The following is a 15,733-nucleotide window of genomic DNA, read 5'->3' as shown; positions in this document are numbered from 1 at the left end:
CTCATCTAGTTATTTGATAGGAGTTGCACAATGATTCAACCCACCAAAATCGTCTGTGTTGGCCGTAACTATGCGGATCACGCCAAAGAGCTCGGTAATGCTGTACCTAACCCTTTATCTGAGCCGCCTATTCTTTTCATCAAACCCCCAAGCAGCTTAATCGGTTTGGATGAGGGGGTTGTATGGAAAGATGGACTGGGAGAGTGTCATTTTGAATGTGAACTCTCAATCCAGATTGGACAGACGCTAAAAGATGCGGATGAAGTGCAAGCCCGCGCAGCCATCTCAGGCGTAACCTTAGGGCTGGACCTCACTTTGCGTGATTTGCAAAATAGTCTCAAGAAACAAGGCTACCCGTGGGAGCGTGCCAAAGCGTTTGATGGTTCATGTGTGCTTGGCGATTGGCTGGCACCGGATTTCATTACTGACTATAAGAATGCAAGTTATACCTTCAAAGTCAACGGTGAAACTCGGCAGGTCGGCGAGACCTCACATATGTTGTTTGATGTGATCGGACTGATTGCTCATATCAGCCATACCTTTACGCTAGAAAAAGGCGATGTCGTGATGACGGGTACACCGGCAGGTGTAGCGGCACTGCATGCCGGTGATCAGTTGGAAATGACACTCGACACCCAGCTTGGCGCAGTTAGCTGGAAGACGTTTGTTCGTTAGTGGTGGATGAGGTATTTTGAGCTCGAGACTCACTAACAGCATCGTAGACACTACGTGGATCGTAACAGGACGCTGGGATTTGTGGAAAATTAGCGCGGAGTAAAATATCCCTGAGAGGATCTTTGACACGCGCTAAGAGCAGCTTAATGTTCTGTTTCTGCATGGCCTCAGCAAAATCACGAAGCGCTTCCAGACTCGTGCTATCTAAGTTCGGCGATTCTTCAAAGCTAATAATCACAATCTGAGTGGCGGGCAAACTCAGTACCTGATTATGAATCATGCCAAAAATACGTTCAGCATTAGCAAAGAATAACGATGACTCTGGGCGGGCAATCAGCATGTTTGGCAAGGTTTTGGCGTCTGGATGACGTTTAATGTCCACATAATCACGGCTGTCCCCCAGTTCCCCAAGCCACGCCACACGTGATTCTGACAAATTACGTAGCATCATGATGAGACTGATGCCAATCGCTGCTAGCAATCCATCCAAAACACCCAATACCAATACTGCAACCAATGCTGAAATGACAATAATTCGATCCCGATGCCATAGGAAATAGGGACGGAATGTCTGCCAGCTAATGTTATGACTTACGGCATGAATCACGATCGCTGCGAGGACGGGCTCTGGTGTGTGCTCAATCCACGGTAATAAAGTTAGCACCAGAATCAACACAACGATCGCGGCAATCCAACCGGACCAGCGGCTTTGTGCGCCAGCCGATTCATTGGCAGATGTCGCGGAATATCCCGCACCAACGGGCATGCCCTGAAATAAACCTGAAGCAACATTGGCAACGCCAAACGCCATCAAGTCTCGATTAGGTGCAGACGGGTCGCCATGCTGAATGGCAAAGGTGCGAATCGCGCCATAAGATTCGGCGTATAGAATCATGACCATGGCAATCGCAAGCTCCCCAAGTCGCAGCCATTCTGCACGACTGAGGTCTGGAATAGTCGGCATACTGAGACTCAGATTAATTGTGCCGACAGCTGCAACGCCGTGTAATGCGGTAAAACCAGAAATATCAAGCGCAATCCCTGCTGCAATCACAATCAGTGCCCCGGGAATCGCACGCCATGTCGCTAAAATTTTGAGCAGCGTTAATGCGATCACAGCGATCAATAAACCGGTCAGATTCCACTGCGGAATCCCGATGATTAAATCATTCACATAACGAAAAATATCAGAATGAGTTGGGTGAATGGCGACGATATTGGGAAACTGTTTAATCACAATCGTGATGGCTAAGCCCACGGCAAAACCACGGAGGACGGGTTTAGCAATGAAATTTGAGGCTTCGCCGAGCTTTGCAACAGATGCGAGGATAAAGAAAATACCGGTTAGAATAACCAGTCCGCTGGCCAGTAAAAGACGCAGAGATAGATCTGGGCCTGCCATCGAACTAACTGCCGCAACCAAAACGGCGGCAGAAGATGACGTGGCTGAGACAATCGCAAAACGATTCGTCCCGATGAATCCATAACAAAGGAGTCCAATCAACAAAGCAATGACACCCGCTTGAGGTGGCATGCCCGCAATGCCGGAATACGCCACCGCTTCAGGCAGAAGTAATCCTGCAATGGAAAGGCCAGCGACAAGATCAGCAAAACGCGAAGTTTTGGCTATGAGGCTTTGAGTGGGGTTAGTCATGATATGCGTGGGCTATCCATTGAGGGGTTTGTTCTTGTTGTGATCAATATAAATGAAAACGCCGACATCTTAAAAGGATGTCGGCGTTTTTTCAGAACGAGCGTTTACTGCTTAATCTGGATTTGATTAAGAGCAAGCTTTGTTATGGTCAGGACGTGCACCAGCGGCTTTTGCTGCGGCTTCAGTCATATATTGACCTTGTTTGGTTTTGCCATACCAGTGTGAACCTTGGCAATGGTAGACGTTTGAATCAGTATTGACCCACACTTGTCCAGCGCCACCACCAGCAGCGACCGCGCCGGCAGTTACTGCAGCAGCAGGTGCCGCTTTAGCCGCTACGTTTGCTGGTGCAGGAGTTGCGGCTGAGGCAGGGGCTGCTGCAGGTTCCGCTGGTTTTTTACCGAATAATGAGAAGCCTTTTTTTTCAGGTGCAGGTGCCGCTGCGGTGGTCGTTGCAGCAGTGGTTGCACCAGCTGTCGCATACCAATCTTTAACGCCTTTATGTCCACGACATGCGCCTTTTTTGTTTGCACCCGTGTAGTAGGTGCCGTCATTACACAGACCTGTTGCACCTGCTGGAGCAGGACCCGTTGCTGCAACGGAAGTTGTGGTGGTCACCGTCGTTTTCTTTGGTAGCGCGACAGGTGCTGCGGTTGTGGTTACCGCAGCAGCGGCAGTACCTGTACCGTACCAGTCTTTGACACCTTTATGTCCACGGCATGCGCCTTTTTTGGCAGCGCCATTGTAGTATGATCCGTCATTACAGAGACCGGTTGAACCTGTTGGGGCTGTTGCTGGCGTGGCAACATCCGCGGCGTAAACACCCGTGGTCATGAGGCCAAGCATAAGTGCTGCAGATGCGAATAATGCTTTCATATGAGTTCTCGCTTTAAGTCAAATTGATTATCAAAAAATTAAGGACAGCTATAATTAACATTGGCGGAAGACGAAAGCATTGACGTGCTTGGTCATCATGACCATATCGAGATCCTAGCGCGATAATAGCTTGATGTGATTTATTTTTGTTTATGATTTACAAATAATAATGTTTGATAAATGTTCGAATTGTGCAGAAAAATCATGATCGATACCAGCGTTCAATACCTGCTTGATGCAAGCTCATCCGTGATAATTCATCGGGTACCCAGTGGTCATAGTCTGCGGTCGCGCGCATAAGGAAGTCGAGAATGGTCCAGTGCTGACGCAGCACTCGGCGTAATCGGTGGGGCAGCATTGGATGAAACAAGCCAAAGCGCTGAAAGAACTGGCGCGGGTTTTTACGTAACCAAAGCCATGATCCCATCTCTAGTGTGTAGGGGAGGAGTAGAGGGCCATTTGCTGTATTGGCTTTATCATACAAATAATCCCACAAGTCACCGTGAGTGGTGTAATGAATACTTTGCGGTTCGATTTTATAGAAGTCGTGCAGCGGATAGTTTTGGTTGAATAGATCACAGAGCGCGACTGCCTCAGCAAGATGAGGTGGCGGCATCCGGTTTGCGGCATAAGGAAACCATAAACTATCATTAGAGCCGAAGCCTGAATGTAAGTCCATCGCCATCATGAAGCTGGCTTTTTGATGAGCCTGCATGACACTATCAATCAGTGCCTGACTCTCAGGTGCCAAGGTACGGCCACGATACCAAGGCAAAAAACGACTAACTTTTTGTCCAGCCAGTGGCCAGACATAGGGCTCTTGCGCATCAATGGGTGCATTACGCATCAGATCTATGCCTTGAGAAGTCGCTCGGGTTCCCTGCTGCAAACCCGTGACATTAATCAACGGAATACTGACGATACGCATTTTTTTGATGCGTTCTTGCAGCGAACTATCCCAAGCGAGACAACTTAGTGTGTGTTCAAGCCATGCCAAGAGCACTTGCGATCCAATGCGTTCATTGCCATGGATGCCTGCATAGAGTCCGAGAGTCGGCACCTGTTCCTCTTCGCTGCCAATACTGAGTTCCCAAATTGGCAATCCATCGACCTCTGCTAAAACACGCGAGCGAACTAGGGGGTGCGTACGAATGACATCAAGTTGGGAGAATTCAGCAATTTCAAACATGCTTGTGATCCAGAGCAATACAAGGTTTAAAAATCGGATAAAGACAATACTAAACTTCAATATGACAAGATACGATGACAAGATCATGAATGTTCATAAAAAAAGACTGAGCTAAATCATTAACTCAGTCTTTTAAGTATTCATTAGGAGTCACTGTTGGTTTTTATTTGGTTTAGCTGACCCGTAAACCAAATAAAGCCATGGCCTCGACAGGTCCAAAGCGATACGCCGTATTACAGAATTGACAATCCATTTCAATTTCATCATCCGTTGCCAAGATTTCTTCGACGGCAGCTTGACCGACTTGTACCAGTGCTTCGATACAGCGCTCACGAGAACAGGTGCAGCCAAATTGCAGAGGTTCTGATTCGGGTAGGCGCACATCTTCCTCATGATAGAGGCGGTGCAAGATTTCGCTTGCTGGCAGCTCAATCAGCTCTTTAGAGGTCATCGTCTGGGTGAGAATAGTAAGGCGAGGCCATAAATCCTCATCGACGCGCTCCTGTTCTTCATCAGAAGTGCGTGGGAGGAGTTGGATGAGAAGGCCAGCGGCATGTTGACCATCACAGGCAAGAGAAATCTGGGTGGGCACTTGAGCCGACAAGTCATAATACTGCGCTAAGCAAGCTGCGATGGTGTGCTCTTCAAGGGGCACAATCCCTTGATAGCGTTCGCCATCTTTGGGCTCGATATTGATAAATAAGACAGCATCCGTGAGCGCAGCAAGCGCATCGGCACTGGTATGTAGGTGACTTAAATCAGCCTCGTTATCCCAATCAGCCAATCCGCGTAGTTCACCTTGATCTGTACATTCCGCCATGACCCATTTGAGGTCGCCGCTGCCTTGTGCCTGCAGGCTTAAACGGCCACTAAACTTCAATGTAGTCGCAAGAAGTGCTGCGGCGGCCAACATTTCACCCAGCATCAGTGCGATGGCTTTGGGATATGTGCGCTGCTGCAAAATGGTCTCAAGCGCTGTATTGATATGAACAATATCGCCACGTACAGGACTGTTATCAATATAAAAACGTTGGCGATGATCGGTTGACGTCATTGGCTTCTCTAAAAATAACTGATTTAAGCGATTTAAATGGGGATGAATTCCGAAATTATCAAGATCCATCCTGATGTGATGACAGCGGGTTATGACCCATTACTTGACTCTCGGCGTGCCACGCTGATTCGATCAGTACGCTCGTGATGTTCAGCCGAGGCGCTTTTACGGGCTTCACGCGCGTCGCTGTCAAATAATCCTTCGAGTTCAACCATTGAAGCGCGTGCGGACTCAATAATCTTACTTTCATCGTTATACACGGCTTGTTGTCTTTCCAGAAGCTCTTCATCGTAATCTCTGAAGATTTCGATGCTTTCTGTTGCGTCTTCTTCTTCAAAACCCAGTGCGATTAAGGATGCATGTGCCATACCGAGCGAGGACAGATAGGTTTCCCGCCATACCATGTCAACGCCAGCTTCACGTAAGCGATAGTAGTGCGTACGATCACGGGCACGTGCAATGATTTTGACGTCAGGATAGGTGCGACTGATGTATTTTGCCGTCGCAATAGATTCTTCCACATTATCCAGCGCCAAGATAAAGAGTCTGGCATGTGCAATCCCAGCAGCCCGTAGGATTTCTGGATTGTTGGGATTACCATAATAAACGGAGTTACCAAATTTACGCACAAAATCGACTTGACGGACATCACTTTCCACGGCGGTAAATTCGATTTTATGGATACGTAATATCCGGCCTACAATCTGACCGACTCGACCAAAGCCAGCAATGATCACCTGATGCTCATTGCTGGGAATTTCATCATACTCCCGACCCGGTTGTGCTTTGGCAAATTGAGGTTCAAGGAATTTTTCAAGTAAAAGAAAGGCCAATGGGGTCAGTGCCATAGAGAGCGTCACGATCAGAATTAAAGGTTCGGCAATCTCTGGTGCAAGGACCTTTTGTGAAACGGCAGTGTTAAAGACTACAAAGGCAAACTCACCGCCTTGTGCCAGTGCAACACCGAGGCGGATACTGGTTGCGACTCGATTACCCATTAAACGCGCGATAGAGACCAAAGTTGCAAACTTAAAGAGCATCAACCCCAGAGCCCCACCAATAATGAGGACCGGTTCGGCGACAATCAGATTAAGGTTGGTACTCATGCCCACCGACATGAAGAACAATCCCAGTAATAAGCCTTTAAAAGGCAAGATACTGGCTTCAATTTCATGGCGATATTCTGAGTCAGCCAAGAGTACGCCTGTGAGAAAGGCACCGAGCGCCATACTGATATTCAGTTGATCCATCAACAAGGCAACGCCCAGAATAAAAAACAAGGCCACAGCCGTCAGAAGTTCATTTGCGCCGCTGCTCACGATTAGTCGGAATAGGGGGCGCACAATAAAGCGGCTGGCGATCACGAGACCGACAAAGACACTGATGACTTTGGCAAAATAAACCAGATTAAACCCTTCGCCATCATCATGGAGCCCAGAGGTGCTGAGTAGGGGCAGTAAGGCGAGTAATGGAATCACCGCAATATCTTGAAAGAGCAGAATGGCGAAGGCATCTCGTCCATGTGCACTGGCGAGCTGATGTTTTTCACTCAGGAGTTGCAAAACGAAGGCAGTAGAAGACAGTGCAAAGCCAAAACCGATAATAAAGCTGGTACTCAGCTGACTTTTAAGATTGATGCCAAAAAGACTGGTGTTTTTTCCGCCAAAAATAAACCATACCACGAGCATTAAAATCGCGCCTGTCACCAAAACTTGTAAGCCACCCAGTACAAAGATGGGCTTACGTAGTGCCCAGAGTCTGGATGGTTGCAACTCAAGCCCGATCAGAAACAGCAGCATGACCACGCCATATTCGGCAAAATGCATGACGGCTTCGGTATTCCCCGCAACATTAAATCCACTGGGGCCCAGAACCACACCCGTGAGCAAATAACCCAAGACCGTCGCGAGTCCAAAACGACGACCCAGTGGAACCAGTAAGATAGCGGCGCCTAAAAAAATGGTGGCTTGCACGAGAAGTGTCATGTATAGGCAACTCCAAAAAATCTAACGCAAATAAGTGTATTTATTAATACTCTTCAATGATAACAAGTGTCATGCCAACAGATTGTGGCGAAATGAAAAACGCTACAAAAAATAATAAGAATGAATAGTGTTTTTGAGTGCTTAGAATGCAACTATGTGCAAAGTTGGACGGCTTTTTTTGATCTTATCAAAATCATGTTATATTTTTATAACGATCAAATCTGTTCAGATGCTAAAGCAATGTGAGTCAAGGACAGGCCGACTATTTTAAATAGAAACGCATATCTTTAATACAGTTAATATATCGAGTGTCGGTTACTGATGAAAGAATCTGTATTACCAAGTGCAGTTATCCATTCAAAGTTTTTGATGTGGATTGCGCTGATTATTATCATGTTGCTGGGTATTTCTTATCTGGGTTTTAAAGCCAATAAGCAACATGCTGCAAGTACTTCATCTCAGGATCTGACAGTCGCCGCCGCTGTGAATAGTCCTCCCGTGGTGACACCCGCTGATCGAATACTATCGACCTTACCGCAGTTAAATGTATTGGTCCCCGTTTTATACAGCACACAAATGATCTTGCCGCAAAAGGGTGTTCAAGATGGCAGTGCATTATGGCAGCCTAATCAGCAGCAGTTGACGATTGTGCAAGGGACTGTTCTTGCAGGTGTGGATCTGAGTGAGCTTACCCGTGCAAATATGAATCTATCAGCTCCGGCCAGTTTACAGCTTCCCCTTGCTGAAATGATTTCAGTACATTTGGACGATGTCTCGACCTATGACATCAAAACAGGACAGAAATCAGCCGTACAGCTAGGCACTTCCATGACTGAATCTCAATTAGAGGAGGTGCGTCAACAAATGGAGCACAATGCGTGTATGTCTGGCATTTTGCAGAACAGCAGTGAAAGTACCCGCAAAGAGGTTGATGTGTTGTTAAAGTCGATGAATATTGAGATGATGGTGAATGTGACTAATCCACTGCCGTGTGAAGGGACATGATGGATAAAGCTTAGGACAGCTCCATCGGATCAACGTCGAGGGAAGCTCGCACGCCCCGGCGTTCAGGAAGGTGCATCATAGCGGGCCACCATGGTTCGATCAGATGATGCAGTAGTTTACGTTGTGCGCATTGGATTAAAACGTGACCCCGAAAAACGCCCGCTCGCTTCTCCATTGGGGCCGGAATGGGACCCCAAATTTCGAGTCCATTGGGGTCGTGGGGAGTGGAGATCATTTGTCCAGATCGTTGTTGATATTCTTCTATACCCCTTTTAAATGCTTCTATCGCGGCTTTTAGAAATACTTCCGTTTTTTCAGCATTGGGAGATTCCGCGCGAATAAGAGCCGCATGTCGATAGGGCGGGAGTCTTGCTGATCTTCGCTCTTGTAGCATCTCTTGAGCAAACTGCCCATAGCCTTGCCGAATGAGCGTCAGTAGTAGTGGATTTTCAGGATAACGGGTCTGAATCAAGACCTGTCCTGTTTTGGTACCACGCCCTGCACGTCCTGCAACCTGTAAGATCAACTGTGCCATGCGTTCAGGGGCACGAAAATCCACACTTAAAAACCCACCATCGACATCGACGATGGCCACTAAAGTAACATTCGGAAAATGATGTCCTTTAGCCAGCATTTGTGTGCCGAGTAAGATTGCTGCACCCGCTTGATTGGCGCGTTGATATATTTTATCCCAACTCCCGACGCGACTTGTCGTATCACGATCCACTCGAATAATCGGATGATCGGGGAAATGACCCATCAAGGTTTCTTCAAGCCTTGCCGTTCCAGCGCCTGTCGGAATCAAATTAACTGACTTACACGCAGGGCATTCGGTTGGCAAGCGACTTTGATATCCACAATGGTGGCAATGTAAATGCTGTCTTGGTGTGTAGTGAACAGTCAGGTGTGCATCACAACGGGGACAGTCTGCTTGCCAACCACAGGCATCGCACAGTAAAACGGGTGCAAACCCCCGTCTATTGAGAAAAACCAAGACTTGCTCATCTGCTTTTAGCCGTGTTGCGATGGCATCTAAAAGAGGTTGGCTAAGGCCGTTCTCTCTTTTTTTATTGCGTAAATCGATTAAGTGAATTCGCGCAAACTCAGCATTTCCAGCTCTTTCGTTTAAGTGCAAATGCAACAGCTTCTTTTCAGCAGCCAGATGGAGACTTTCAAGAGATGATGTTGCTGAACCCAGTAGGACTGGGCATTTCTGATCAAATCCGCGCTTTAAAGCAACATCACGGGCGTGATAGCGAAAGGTATCCTGTTGCTTATAGGAGAGATCGTGCTCTTCATCAATGACGATTAAGCCTAAGTGAGGCATTGGCGTGAACACGGCTGAGCGAGTGCCGATCACAATGTTGGCGTGCCCGGTATAAGCCGCTTGCCACGCCTGTAGACGTGCCACATCGCTCATGTTTGAGTGCAACATCACGATTTCTGCATGAAAACGGGCTTTGAAACGATTAATTGTTTGCGGAGTTAAGCCAATTTCAGGGACCAGAACGAGAACTTGTTGTCCTGCCTCCAGCACGGGCTGCATCGCCTGTAAGTAGACTTCTGTTTTACCGCTTCCTGTCAGTCCATCCAAGAGTACGCCTTGAAATCTACCTAAAACAGCATGAATTTGGTCTATTGCATATTGCTGTTCAGCGTTGGCAAGTAATGGCATGTGTGCAAGATTTACCGGATGCTTGACCAGTTCTCTCGGTTGCATGAAGGATTCGACCAGACCACGTTTTTCTAACAACAGCAATGAGGCACGTTCAACGCCCATCAGGATTAGGATGCTTTCCGGTGCACCGCGCTGATCGTGGAGATTGAGAATGTCGAATGTTCTGCGTTGCTTTGGTGACCGCGATAGTTCTGCTGAAGTTGCATCGGGGGCTACGCGCCAGTATTGGGTGAGTAAGTCAAGATGGCGTCCTTGCCGCAGTAGTGCTGGTAATGCAGCACTTAATACTTCACCCAATGGGTAGTGATAATAGCCAGCCGCCCAAATCAGTAAGTCTAGTGTGGTTGCAGGAATAATCGGTTTGAACTCGATGACTTCCAAAATAGATTTTATTTTGTGCTCAGTGATGGATGATTCACCCGTTTCATTCTTTTCTGAATGGAGTGGCTTGGTTTGCATCACAATACCAATCAGCTCGCGGGATCCAAAAGGCACACGCACACGACAACCTGCCGTAGGCACTTGAGCATCGGCAGGGAGAGCATAGTCAAAAAGTTCGAAGAGAGGTACAGGTACTGCAACCTGCACCAAAATAGTGCTCATAGGGATAGGATGAAATCAGAATGCCAAAGTGAGATATTTAGTCCGCGAGTTCTAAAATACAATCCATTTCCACGAGTGCGCCACGGGGTAGGCTTGCCACACCGAGGGCTGCACGTGCTGGGTACGGTTCGGTAAAATATTCCCCCATGATTTGGTTGACAAGTTGGAAATTCGCCAGATCAATTAAAAAGATATTGATTTTCGCGATATCAGCAAGCGAACCGCCAGCAGCTTCTGATACTGCTTGTACATTATCAAAGACGCGACGAATTTGTGCTTCAACGCCCTCAACCAACTGCATGGTTTCAGGGTCTAGACCAATTTGGCCTGACAAATAGACGGTGTTACCCGTTTGGATTGCCTGTGAGTATGTTCCGATAGCGGCTGGAGCAAGAGAGGTATGAATAACTCGACGCATAATCATGAGTCCTGATCGAAAAAAGAATGGTGAAGTCACAACAGAAAAATAATTCATTTGAATGATACAGCATTGAACCGCAATCTGATGCGGGCTAACGTCATGAAAGTGGAATGATTCGTATTAGAAAAGCTACAGAAACTTGTTAGCAGATTGTCATTGTTGTGTTATGCCAAATTGCTTGCTAGACGAAGTAAAAAAATAAATTTTTATAAAAAATAAATGTTAACAGTGACTTGTTGGTAGGTAGTGCTTTTTTTAATCAAAAAGCGTGGGGTTGCTTAAAGTGATCTGAGCAATTATAGTCAGGTCATAAGTACTTGCTCCGATGCACTGTCTCAACGTCATTATCGACAAATAACGGTTATTTTTTGGGGAATAATCGACAGTTGCTGGATGAGTAATATGCATTTTTCCTTTTAGTTAAAAGACTTCTTTTCCGGTTTCTTTTTTTGATTACATGTTGTTCTTAGCATGTTTTTTGCTTGCTTGTGTGTTCTAACTAAAAGTAAGCAAAATTAGTCTGGTTTTCAAATAGGTGGGTTACATCAATGATTCTTGTTCCTGTGATTATGTCTGGTGGTGCGGGTACTCGCTTATGGCCTGTATCTCGTGAGGGCTATCCTAAACCGTTTATGAAGCTTGCGGATGGGCAGAGTCTCTTGATGAAGACTTATCAGCGTGCGGCTTCGGTCATGAGTACGGATTATTTAGTGACTGTAACTAACCGGGATTATTTTTTTGAGAGCAAAGATAATTTAGCGCAAGTTAACGCTAAAGTTCAGTCTACTTTTTTGCTTGAGCCCTTTGGTCGCAATACTGCGCCTGCAATTGCTTTAGCTGCATTGGACATTTTAGAGAAACAAGGTCCTGAAGCGATATTGCTGGTGATGTCTGCAGATCACTTAATTAAGGATGGGCAGCGTTTTGAAGACGCGGTTGCTGCTGCCGCGACCCTCGCAAGTCAAGGTTATTTGGTTACTTTTGGTATTACACCAACCGCACCTGAAACTGGCTTTGGTTATATTGAGTGTGGTGAGGCGCTGGGCGTGGGTTATTCCGTTGCCCGCTTTGTTGAAAAGCCAGCCTTTGAAAAAGCACAACAACTTTTGGCGAGTGGTAATCACCTGTGGAATGCAGGAATTTTCTGTTTCCAAGCGGGTACATTCTTAAGTGAGCTTGAAAAGACGGCTCCTGAGATTGTGACGATTGCACAAGCTTGCCGTGCTCAGCTTGGTGAAGGTGCAGTAACCCCCATGCAGGATTATTCAGCAGATATTTTCGCAAAGTTCCCTGATATTTCAATTGATTATGCATTGCTTGAACGCTCAGATAAGGTTGCGGTTATTCCGTGTGATTTCGGCTGGAGTGACATTGGTTCTTGGCAAGCAGTGAGTGAGTTAACCGTTGCGGATGAAGCGCTTAATCGTACCGTAGGGCAGTCTGTTATCGTTGATTCGCGTAATGTTTATGTGCAAAGCAATGATCGCTTAGTTGCGGCGGTTGGAGTTCAGGATTTAGTTATTGTTGACACGCCTGATGCACTATTGGTTGTGCATGCTGATAAAACGCAAGACGTGCGTAAGGTTGTCGCTCAGCTTAAAGCTTTAGGGCATGATGCGTTTAAATTGCATCGTACCGTTGCAAGACCTTGGGGGACCTATACTATTCTTGAGGAAAGTTCACGATTCAAGATTAAACGAATTGAAGTGAAACCCGGTGCAAGTTTGAGTTTACAAATGCATCATCATCGCAGTGAACATTGGATTGTTGTGAGTGGAACCGCGCAAGTGACCAATGGGGATAAGACATTGTTGTTGGGTGCGAATGAGTCAACTTATATTCCAGCTGGAAATAGGCATCGTCTTGAAAACCCTGGAGTACTTCAACTCATTATGATTGAGGTACAAAGTGGGGAATATTTGGGCGAAGATGATATAGTGCGTTTTCAAGATAATTATGGACGTTGCTAATTTATGCAAGCTACTCATAGTCAGTCGGTCGATCACAACACGACTCAATCATTGCTAGCACGATTGGTCGCTTGGGTGCGTGGCAATACTCTTTTGGCAGTTGTTGTTATTTTACCAACGCTAGTCTCCATTGTTTATTATGGGCTTATTGCTTCGGATGTTTATATTTCAACGTCAGAGTATGTGGTCAGAAGTCCTCAAAAACAACAATCCTCTTCAGGTATTGGTGCTTTGCTTCAGGGGGCTGGCTTTTCTAAGGCTGCAGATGATGTGTACGCGGTGCATGACTACATGCTTTCACGTGATGCGATGTTTACTTTAGATAGGAGTCTTGGTTTAAAGAAAATATACGGTAATAAAGACATTGATATTTTTAATCGTTATGCGGCTTTAAGCTCAGAAAAGTCCTCAGAATCTTTATATAAATATTATTCGAAGAAGGTGACTATTGACCTTGATACCGTATCCTCAATCTCAACCCTTGAGGTCCGAGCTTATACGGCTGAAGATGCATGGCGTATCAATGAACAACTCATTGAATTGAGTGAGACCCTTGTCAATAAAATGAATGAGCGAGGTCGGATTGATGCGATACGATCGGCTCAGCAGGAAGTCGATGCTGCGCGTCAGTCTGCGGTTTCTGCAGCGAAAGCGTTATCAGTATATCGTAATAATCAAGGTATCTTTGATACAGATAAGCAATCGGCTTTACAGTTAGAGCAAGTGGCTAAACTGCAGGATCAGTTAGTGACAACCATTACACAATTGAATCAGGTTAAATCGCTAGCGCCAAAGAACCCTCAGATCCCAGTATTAGAGAATCAGAAAGCGACGTTGTTAAATGAAATTGCAAAGCAAACATCGGGTGTATCAGGGGGGCAGCGTTCTCTTTCTACAAAATCTCCTGAGTACGATCAACTGCAGTTTAATTATGATGTTGCTGGTAAGCAACTTGCCGCTTCTTTAGCGACTTTAGAGCTCGCGAAAAATGATTCTCAGCGCAAACAGCTTTACGTTGAGCGTATTGTGCAACCTAATAAGCCTGATAAAGCTATGGAACCGCGAAGAATACGGAATGTCTTTGCAACATTTGCTTTAGGCTCAATCGTATGGTTTGTATTATCCATGCTCATAGCAGGTGTTCGGGAGCATCAGAATTAATGAGTATTCGCCGGAAGGAAAAGTATGGCACTTCCTTTTGGGGGTCGCTGATGATTCAGAAGCGTGTGCTCAAAGCACTTTTAATGCGAGAAGTGATTACCCGCTATGGACGCCACAACGTGGGTTTTTTGTGGCTATTTATTGAGCCCATGTTGTTTACGATAGGGGTTACTGCGCTTTGGACTTTATCCAGAGCCTCACATGGATCTAATCTGCCCATTGCCGCTTTTGCGGTGACAGGTTATTCGTCTGTGTTGCTTTGGCGGAATATGCCAGGACGTCTGGTTGGCGCTGTCGAGTCAAATTTTACTTTGATGTATCATCGGCAGGTCAAAATTATCGATGTATATTTATCGCGAGTGATTTTGGAGTTTTCGGGTGCTACAGCATCATTCATTACATTAAGTATTATTTTCTCATCATTGGGCTGGATGAGTATGCCTGAAGATGTTTTAAAAGTTATTGAAGGGTGGCTATTACTTACGTGGTTTGGTGTTGCCTTAGCCTTTGTTGTTGGGGCGCTCAGTGAAAGAACCGAGGTCGTAGATAAAATCTGGCATCCATTTTCTTATATATTATTTCCATTATCCGGTTCTGGGTTCATGGTTGATTGGTTACCGACTTCAGTTCAAAGCTTTGTTTTGTATCTCCCCATGGTTCATGGTATTGAATATCTTCGGGAAGGCTATTTTGGGAGTGCAGTTAAGGCTCATTATGATCTGCAATACATGATTATCGTGTGCCTTTGCCTGACACTTTTTGGGCTTATTCAAGTGAGAATTGTCAGTCGACAGGTGAAACCAGCGTGATTCTATTAGAAGATGTTGTCAAAGTTTATCCACTGCGCAGTGGCGAGGCGAAAGTCCTTGATAATATCAATCTACGTGTTGCCCCAACAGAGAAGTTAGGGATATTAGGCCGGAATGGTGCGGGTAAGTCGACGCTGATACGTTTAATCAGTGGTGCAGAGCGCCCTACCAGTGGAAGTATTACGCGTCATATGAGTGTATCTTGGCCACTGGCATTCGCTGGCGCATTTCAGGGTTCATTAACTGGCGTAGATAACCTACGTTTTATTTGTCGTATTTATGGTACTACAACTGAAGATAAGATTCCATTTGTCCAAGAGTTTTCTGAATTGGGGCGTTATTTGTATGAACCAGTCAAGACCTATTCTGCCGGGATGGCTGCGCGTCTTGCATTTGCAATTTCTATGGTTGTTGAATTTGACTGTTTTTTGATTGATGAAATTACTGCTGTAGGTGACAGTCGGTTTCATGCGAAATGTCACTATGAGTTGTTTGAGAAAAGAAAAGATCGCGCAATGATTCTGGTTTCTCATGATGCTGGATTTATACGAGAACACTGTGATCATGCGGCTGTCATCATCCAGGGTAAATTACATTCATTTGAACAAATAGATGACGCTTATCATTTTTACCATGAACATGTCGGCTAAAGT

Annotated in this window: 13 protein-coding genes; 6 read left to right on the top strand and 7 right to left on the bottom strand. The window is 45.9% G+C overall.

Annotated features, from left to right (window positions below; genetic code table 11):
• The first annotated feature begins 30 nt into the window (after positions 1–30).
• Positions 31–675, top strand: coding sequence for a fumarylacetoacetate hydrolase family protein (locus ACLHG7_RS16135; protein ID WP_410211986.1), 645 nt, complete (start codon positions 31–33; stop codon positions 673–675).
• Here ACLHG7_RS16135 and ACLHG7_RS16130 read toward each other — a convergent pair.
• The 5 genes from ACLHG7_RS16130 to ACLHG7_RS16110 all read right to left on the bottom strand — a co-directional run bounded on the left by ACLHG7_RS16130 (position 650) and on the right by ACLHG7_RS16110 (position 7,433).
• On the bottom strand, positions 650–2,329 hold the full coding sequence (locus ACLHG7_RS16130) for a SulP family inorganic anion transporter (RefSeq protein WP_410211985.1): 1,680 nt from the start codon (positions 2,327–2,329) through the stop codon (positions 650–652). The genes ACLHG7_RS16135 and ACLHG7_RS16130 overlap by 26 nt on opposite strands.
• 126 nt (positions 2,330–2,455) lie before the next feature.
• The gene (locus ACLHG7_RS16125; RefSeq protein WP_410211984.1) at positions 2,456–3,205 is read right to left on the bottom strand and encodes a DUF3761 domain-containing protein; all 750 of its coding nucleotides are present in this window, start codon (positions 3,203–3,205) and stop codon (positions 2,456–2,458) included.
• A gap of 202 nt (positions 3,206–3,407) precedes the next feature.
• Complete coding sequence (locus tag ACLHG7_RS16120) at positions 3,408–4,394, bottom strand: M14 family zinc carboxypeptidase (RefSeq protein WP_410211983.1); 987 nt, start codon at positions 4,392–4,394, stop codon at positions 3,408–3,410.
• A 172-nt stretch (positions 4,395–4,566) separates the two neighbouring features.
• Positions 4,567–5,448, bottom strand: a complete 882-nt coding sequence (hslO, locus tag ACLHG7_RS16115) for an Hsp33 family molecular chaperone HslO (protein WP_410211982.1) — start codon at positions 5,446–5,448, stop codon at positions 4,567–4,569.
• An 89-nt stretch (positions 5,449–5,537) separates the two neighbouring features.
• A complete protein-coding gene (locus tag ACLHG7_RS16110; RefSeq protein WP_410211981.1) occupies positions 5,538–7,433 on the bottom strand; it encodes a monovalent cation:proton antiporter-2 (CPA2) family protein in 1,896 nt (631 codons plus the stop codon).
• A gap of 321 nt (positions 7,434–7,754) precedes the next feature.
• Between ACLHG7_RS16110 and ACLHG7_RS16105 the strand changes: the two genes are divergently transcribed.
• The gene (locus tag ACLHG7_RS16105) at positions 7,755–8,438 is read left to right on the top strand and encodes a DUF4230 domain-containing protein (protein WP_410211980.1); all 684 of its coding nucleotides are present in this window, start codon (positions 7,755–7,757) and stop codon (positions 8,436–8,438) included.
• 10 nt (positions 8,439–8,448) lie between these two features.
• Here the strand turns inward: ACLHG7_RS16105 and ACLHG7_RS16100 are convergent, their stop codons facing one another.
• Together ACLHG7_RS16100 and ACLHG7_RS16095 are read right to left on the bottom strand one after the other, a co-directional pair.
• The gene (locus ACLHG7_RS16100) at positions 8,449–10,719 is read right to left on the bottom strand and encodes a primosomal protein N' (protein ID WP_410211979.1); all 2,271 of its coding nucleotides are present in this window, start codon (positions 10,717–10,719) and stop codon (positions 8,449–8,451) included.
• 37 nt (positions 10,720–10,756) lie between these two features.
• Positions 10,757–11,140 (bottom strand): RidA family protein, encoded by a 384-nt coding sequence (locus tag ACLHG7_RS16095; RefSeq protein ID WP_410212053.1) that lies wholly within the window; start codon positions 11,138–11,140, stop codon positions 10,757–10,759.
• Positions 11,141–11,688: 548 nt separating this feature from the next.
• On the opposite strand from ACLHG7_RS16095, the gene ACLHG7_RS16090 reads away from it, so the two are divergent.
• Genes ACLHG7_RS16090 through ACLHG7_RS16075 form a run of 4 tightly spaced genes read left to right on the top strand, consistent with a single transcriptional unit; the run spans position 11,689 to position 15,730 of the window.
• Positions 11,689–13,110 carry a mannose-1-phosphate guanylyltransferase/mannose-6-phosphate isomerase gene (locus ACLHG7_RS16090; protein WP_410211978.1) on the top strand — a complete coding sequence of 474 codons (1,422 nt, stop codon included), beginning with the start codon at positions 11,689–11,691 and terminating at the stop codon, positions 13,108–13,110.
• A gap of 3 nt (positions 13,111–13,113) precedes the next feature.
• Positions 13,114–14,271, top strand: coding sequence for a capsule biosynthesis protein (locus tag ACLHG7_RS16085; protein ID WP_410211977.1), 1,158 nt, complete (start codon positions 13,114–13,116; stop codon positions 14,269–14,271).
• The gene (locus ACLHG7_RS16080; protein WP_410211976.1) at positions 14,271–15,080 is read left to right on the top strand and encodes an ABC transporter permease; all 810 of its coding nucleotides are present in this window, start codon (positions 14,271–14,273) and stop codon (positions 15,078–15,080) included. The genes ACLHG7_RS16085 and ACLHG7_RS16080 overlap by 1 nt, the downstream gene beginning before the upstream one ends.
• On the top strand, positions 15,077–15,730 hold the full coding sequence (locus ACLHG7_RS16075) for an ABC transporter ATP-binding protein (RefSeq protein ID WP_410211975.1): 654 nt from the start codon (positions 15,077–15,079) through the stop codon (positions 15,728–15,730). Before ACLHG7_RS16080 ends, ACLHG7_RS16075 begins: the two co-directional genes overlap by 4 nt.
• The last annotated feature ends 3 nt before the right edge of the window (positions 15,731–15,733 follow it).

Source organism: Aquirhabdus sp., assembly GCF_046462495.1.
GTDB lineage: Bacteria > Pseudomonadota > Gammaproteobacteria > Pseudomonadales > Moraxellaceae > Aquirhabdus.
Note: the sequence above shows the minus strand (reverse complement) of the source record. Positions and strands in the feature narration are given on the sequence as shown.

Bases quoted from the DNA above. Each gene is read 5' to 3' on its own strand.
- ACLHG7_RS16135 (WP_410211986.1), top strand. From the start codon at position 31: ATGATTCAACCCACCAAAATCGTCTGTGTTGGCCGTAACTATGCGGAT.
- ACLHG7_RS16130 (WP_410211985.1), bottom strand. From the start codon at position 2,329: ATGACTAACCCCACTCAAAGCCTCATAGCCAAAACTTCGCGTTTTGCT.
- ACLHG7_RS16125 (WP_410211984.1), bottom strand. From the start codon at position 3,205: ATGAAAGCATTATTCGCATCTGCAGCACTTATGCTTGGCCTCATGACC.
- ACLHG7_RS16120 (WP_410211983.1), bottom strand. From the start codon at position 4,394: ATGTTTGAAATTGCTGAATTCTCCCAACTTGATGTCATTCGTACGCAC.
- hslO (WP_410211982.1), bottom strand. From the start codon at position 5,448: ATGACGTCAACCGATCATCGCCAACGTTTTTATATTGATAACAGTCCT.
- ACLHG7_RS16110 (WP_410211981.1), bottom strand. From the start codon at position 7,433: ATGACACTTCTCGTGCAAGCCACCATTTTTTTAGGCGCCGCTATCTTA.
- ACLHG7_RS16105 (WP_410211980.1), top strand. From the start codon at position 7,755: ATGAAAGAATCTGTATTACCAAGTGCAGTTATCCATTCAAAGTTTTTG.
- ACLHG7_RS16100 (WP_410211979.1), bottom strand. From the start codon at position 10,719: ATGAGCACTATTTTGGTGCAGGTTGCAGTACCTGTACCTCTCTTCGAA.
- ACLHG7_RS16090 (WP_410211978.1), top strand. From the start codon at position 11,689: ATGATTCTTGTTCCTGTGATTATGTCTGGTGGTGCGGGTACTCGCTTA.
- ACLHG7_RS16085 (WP_410211977.1), top strand. From the start codon at position 13,114: ATGCAAGCTACTCATAGTCAGTCGGTCGATCACAACACGACTCAATCA.
- ACLHG7_RS16080 (WP_410211976.1), top strand. From the start codon at position 14,271: ATGAGTATTCGCCGGAAGGAAAAGTATGGCACTTCCTTTTGGGGGTCG.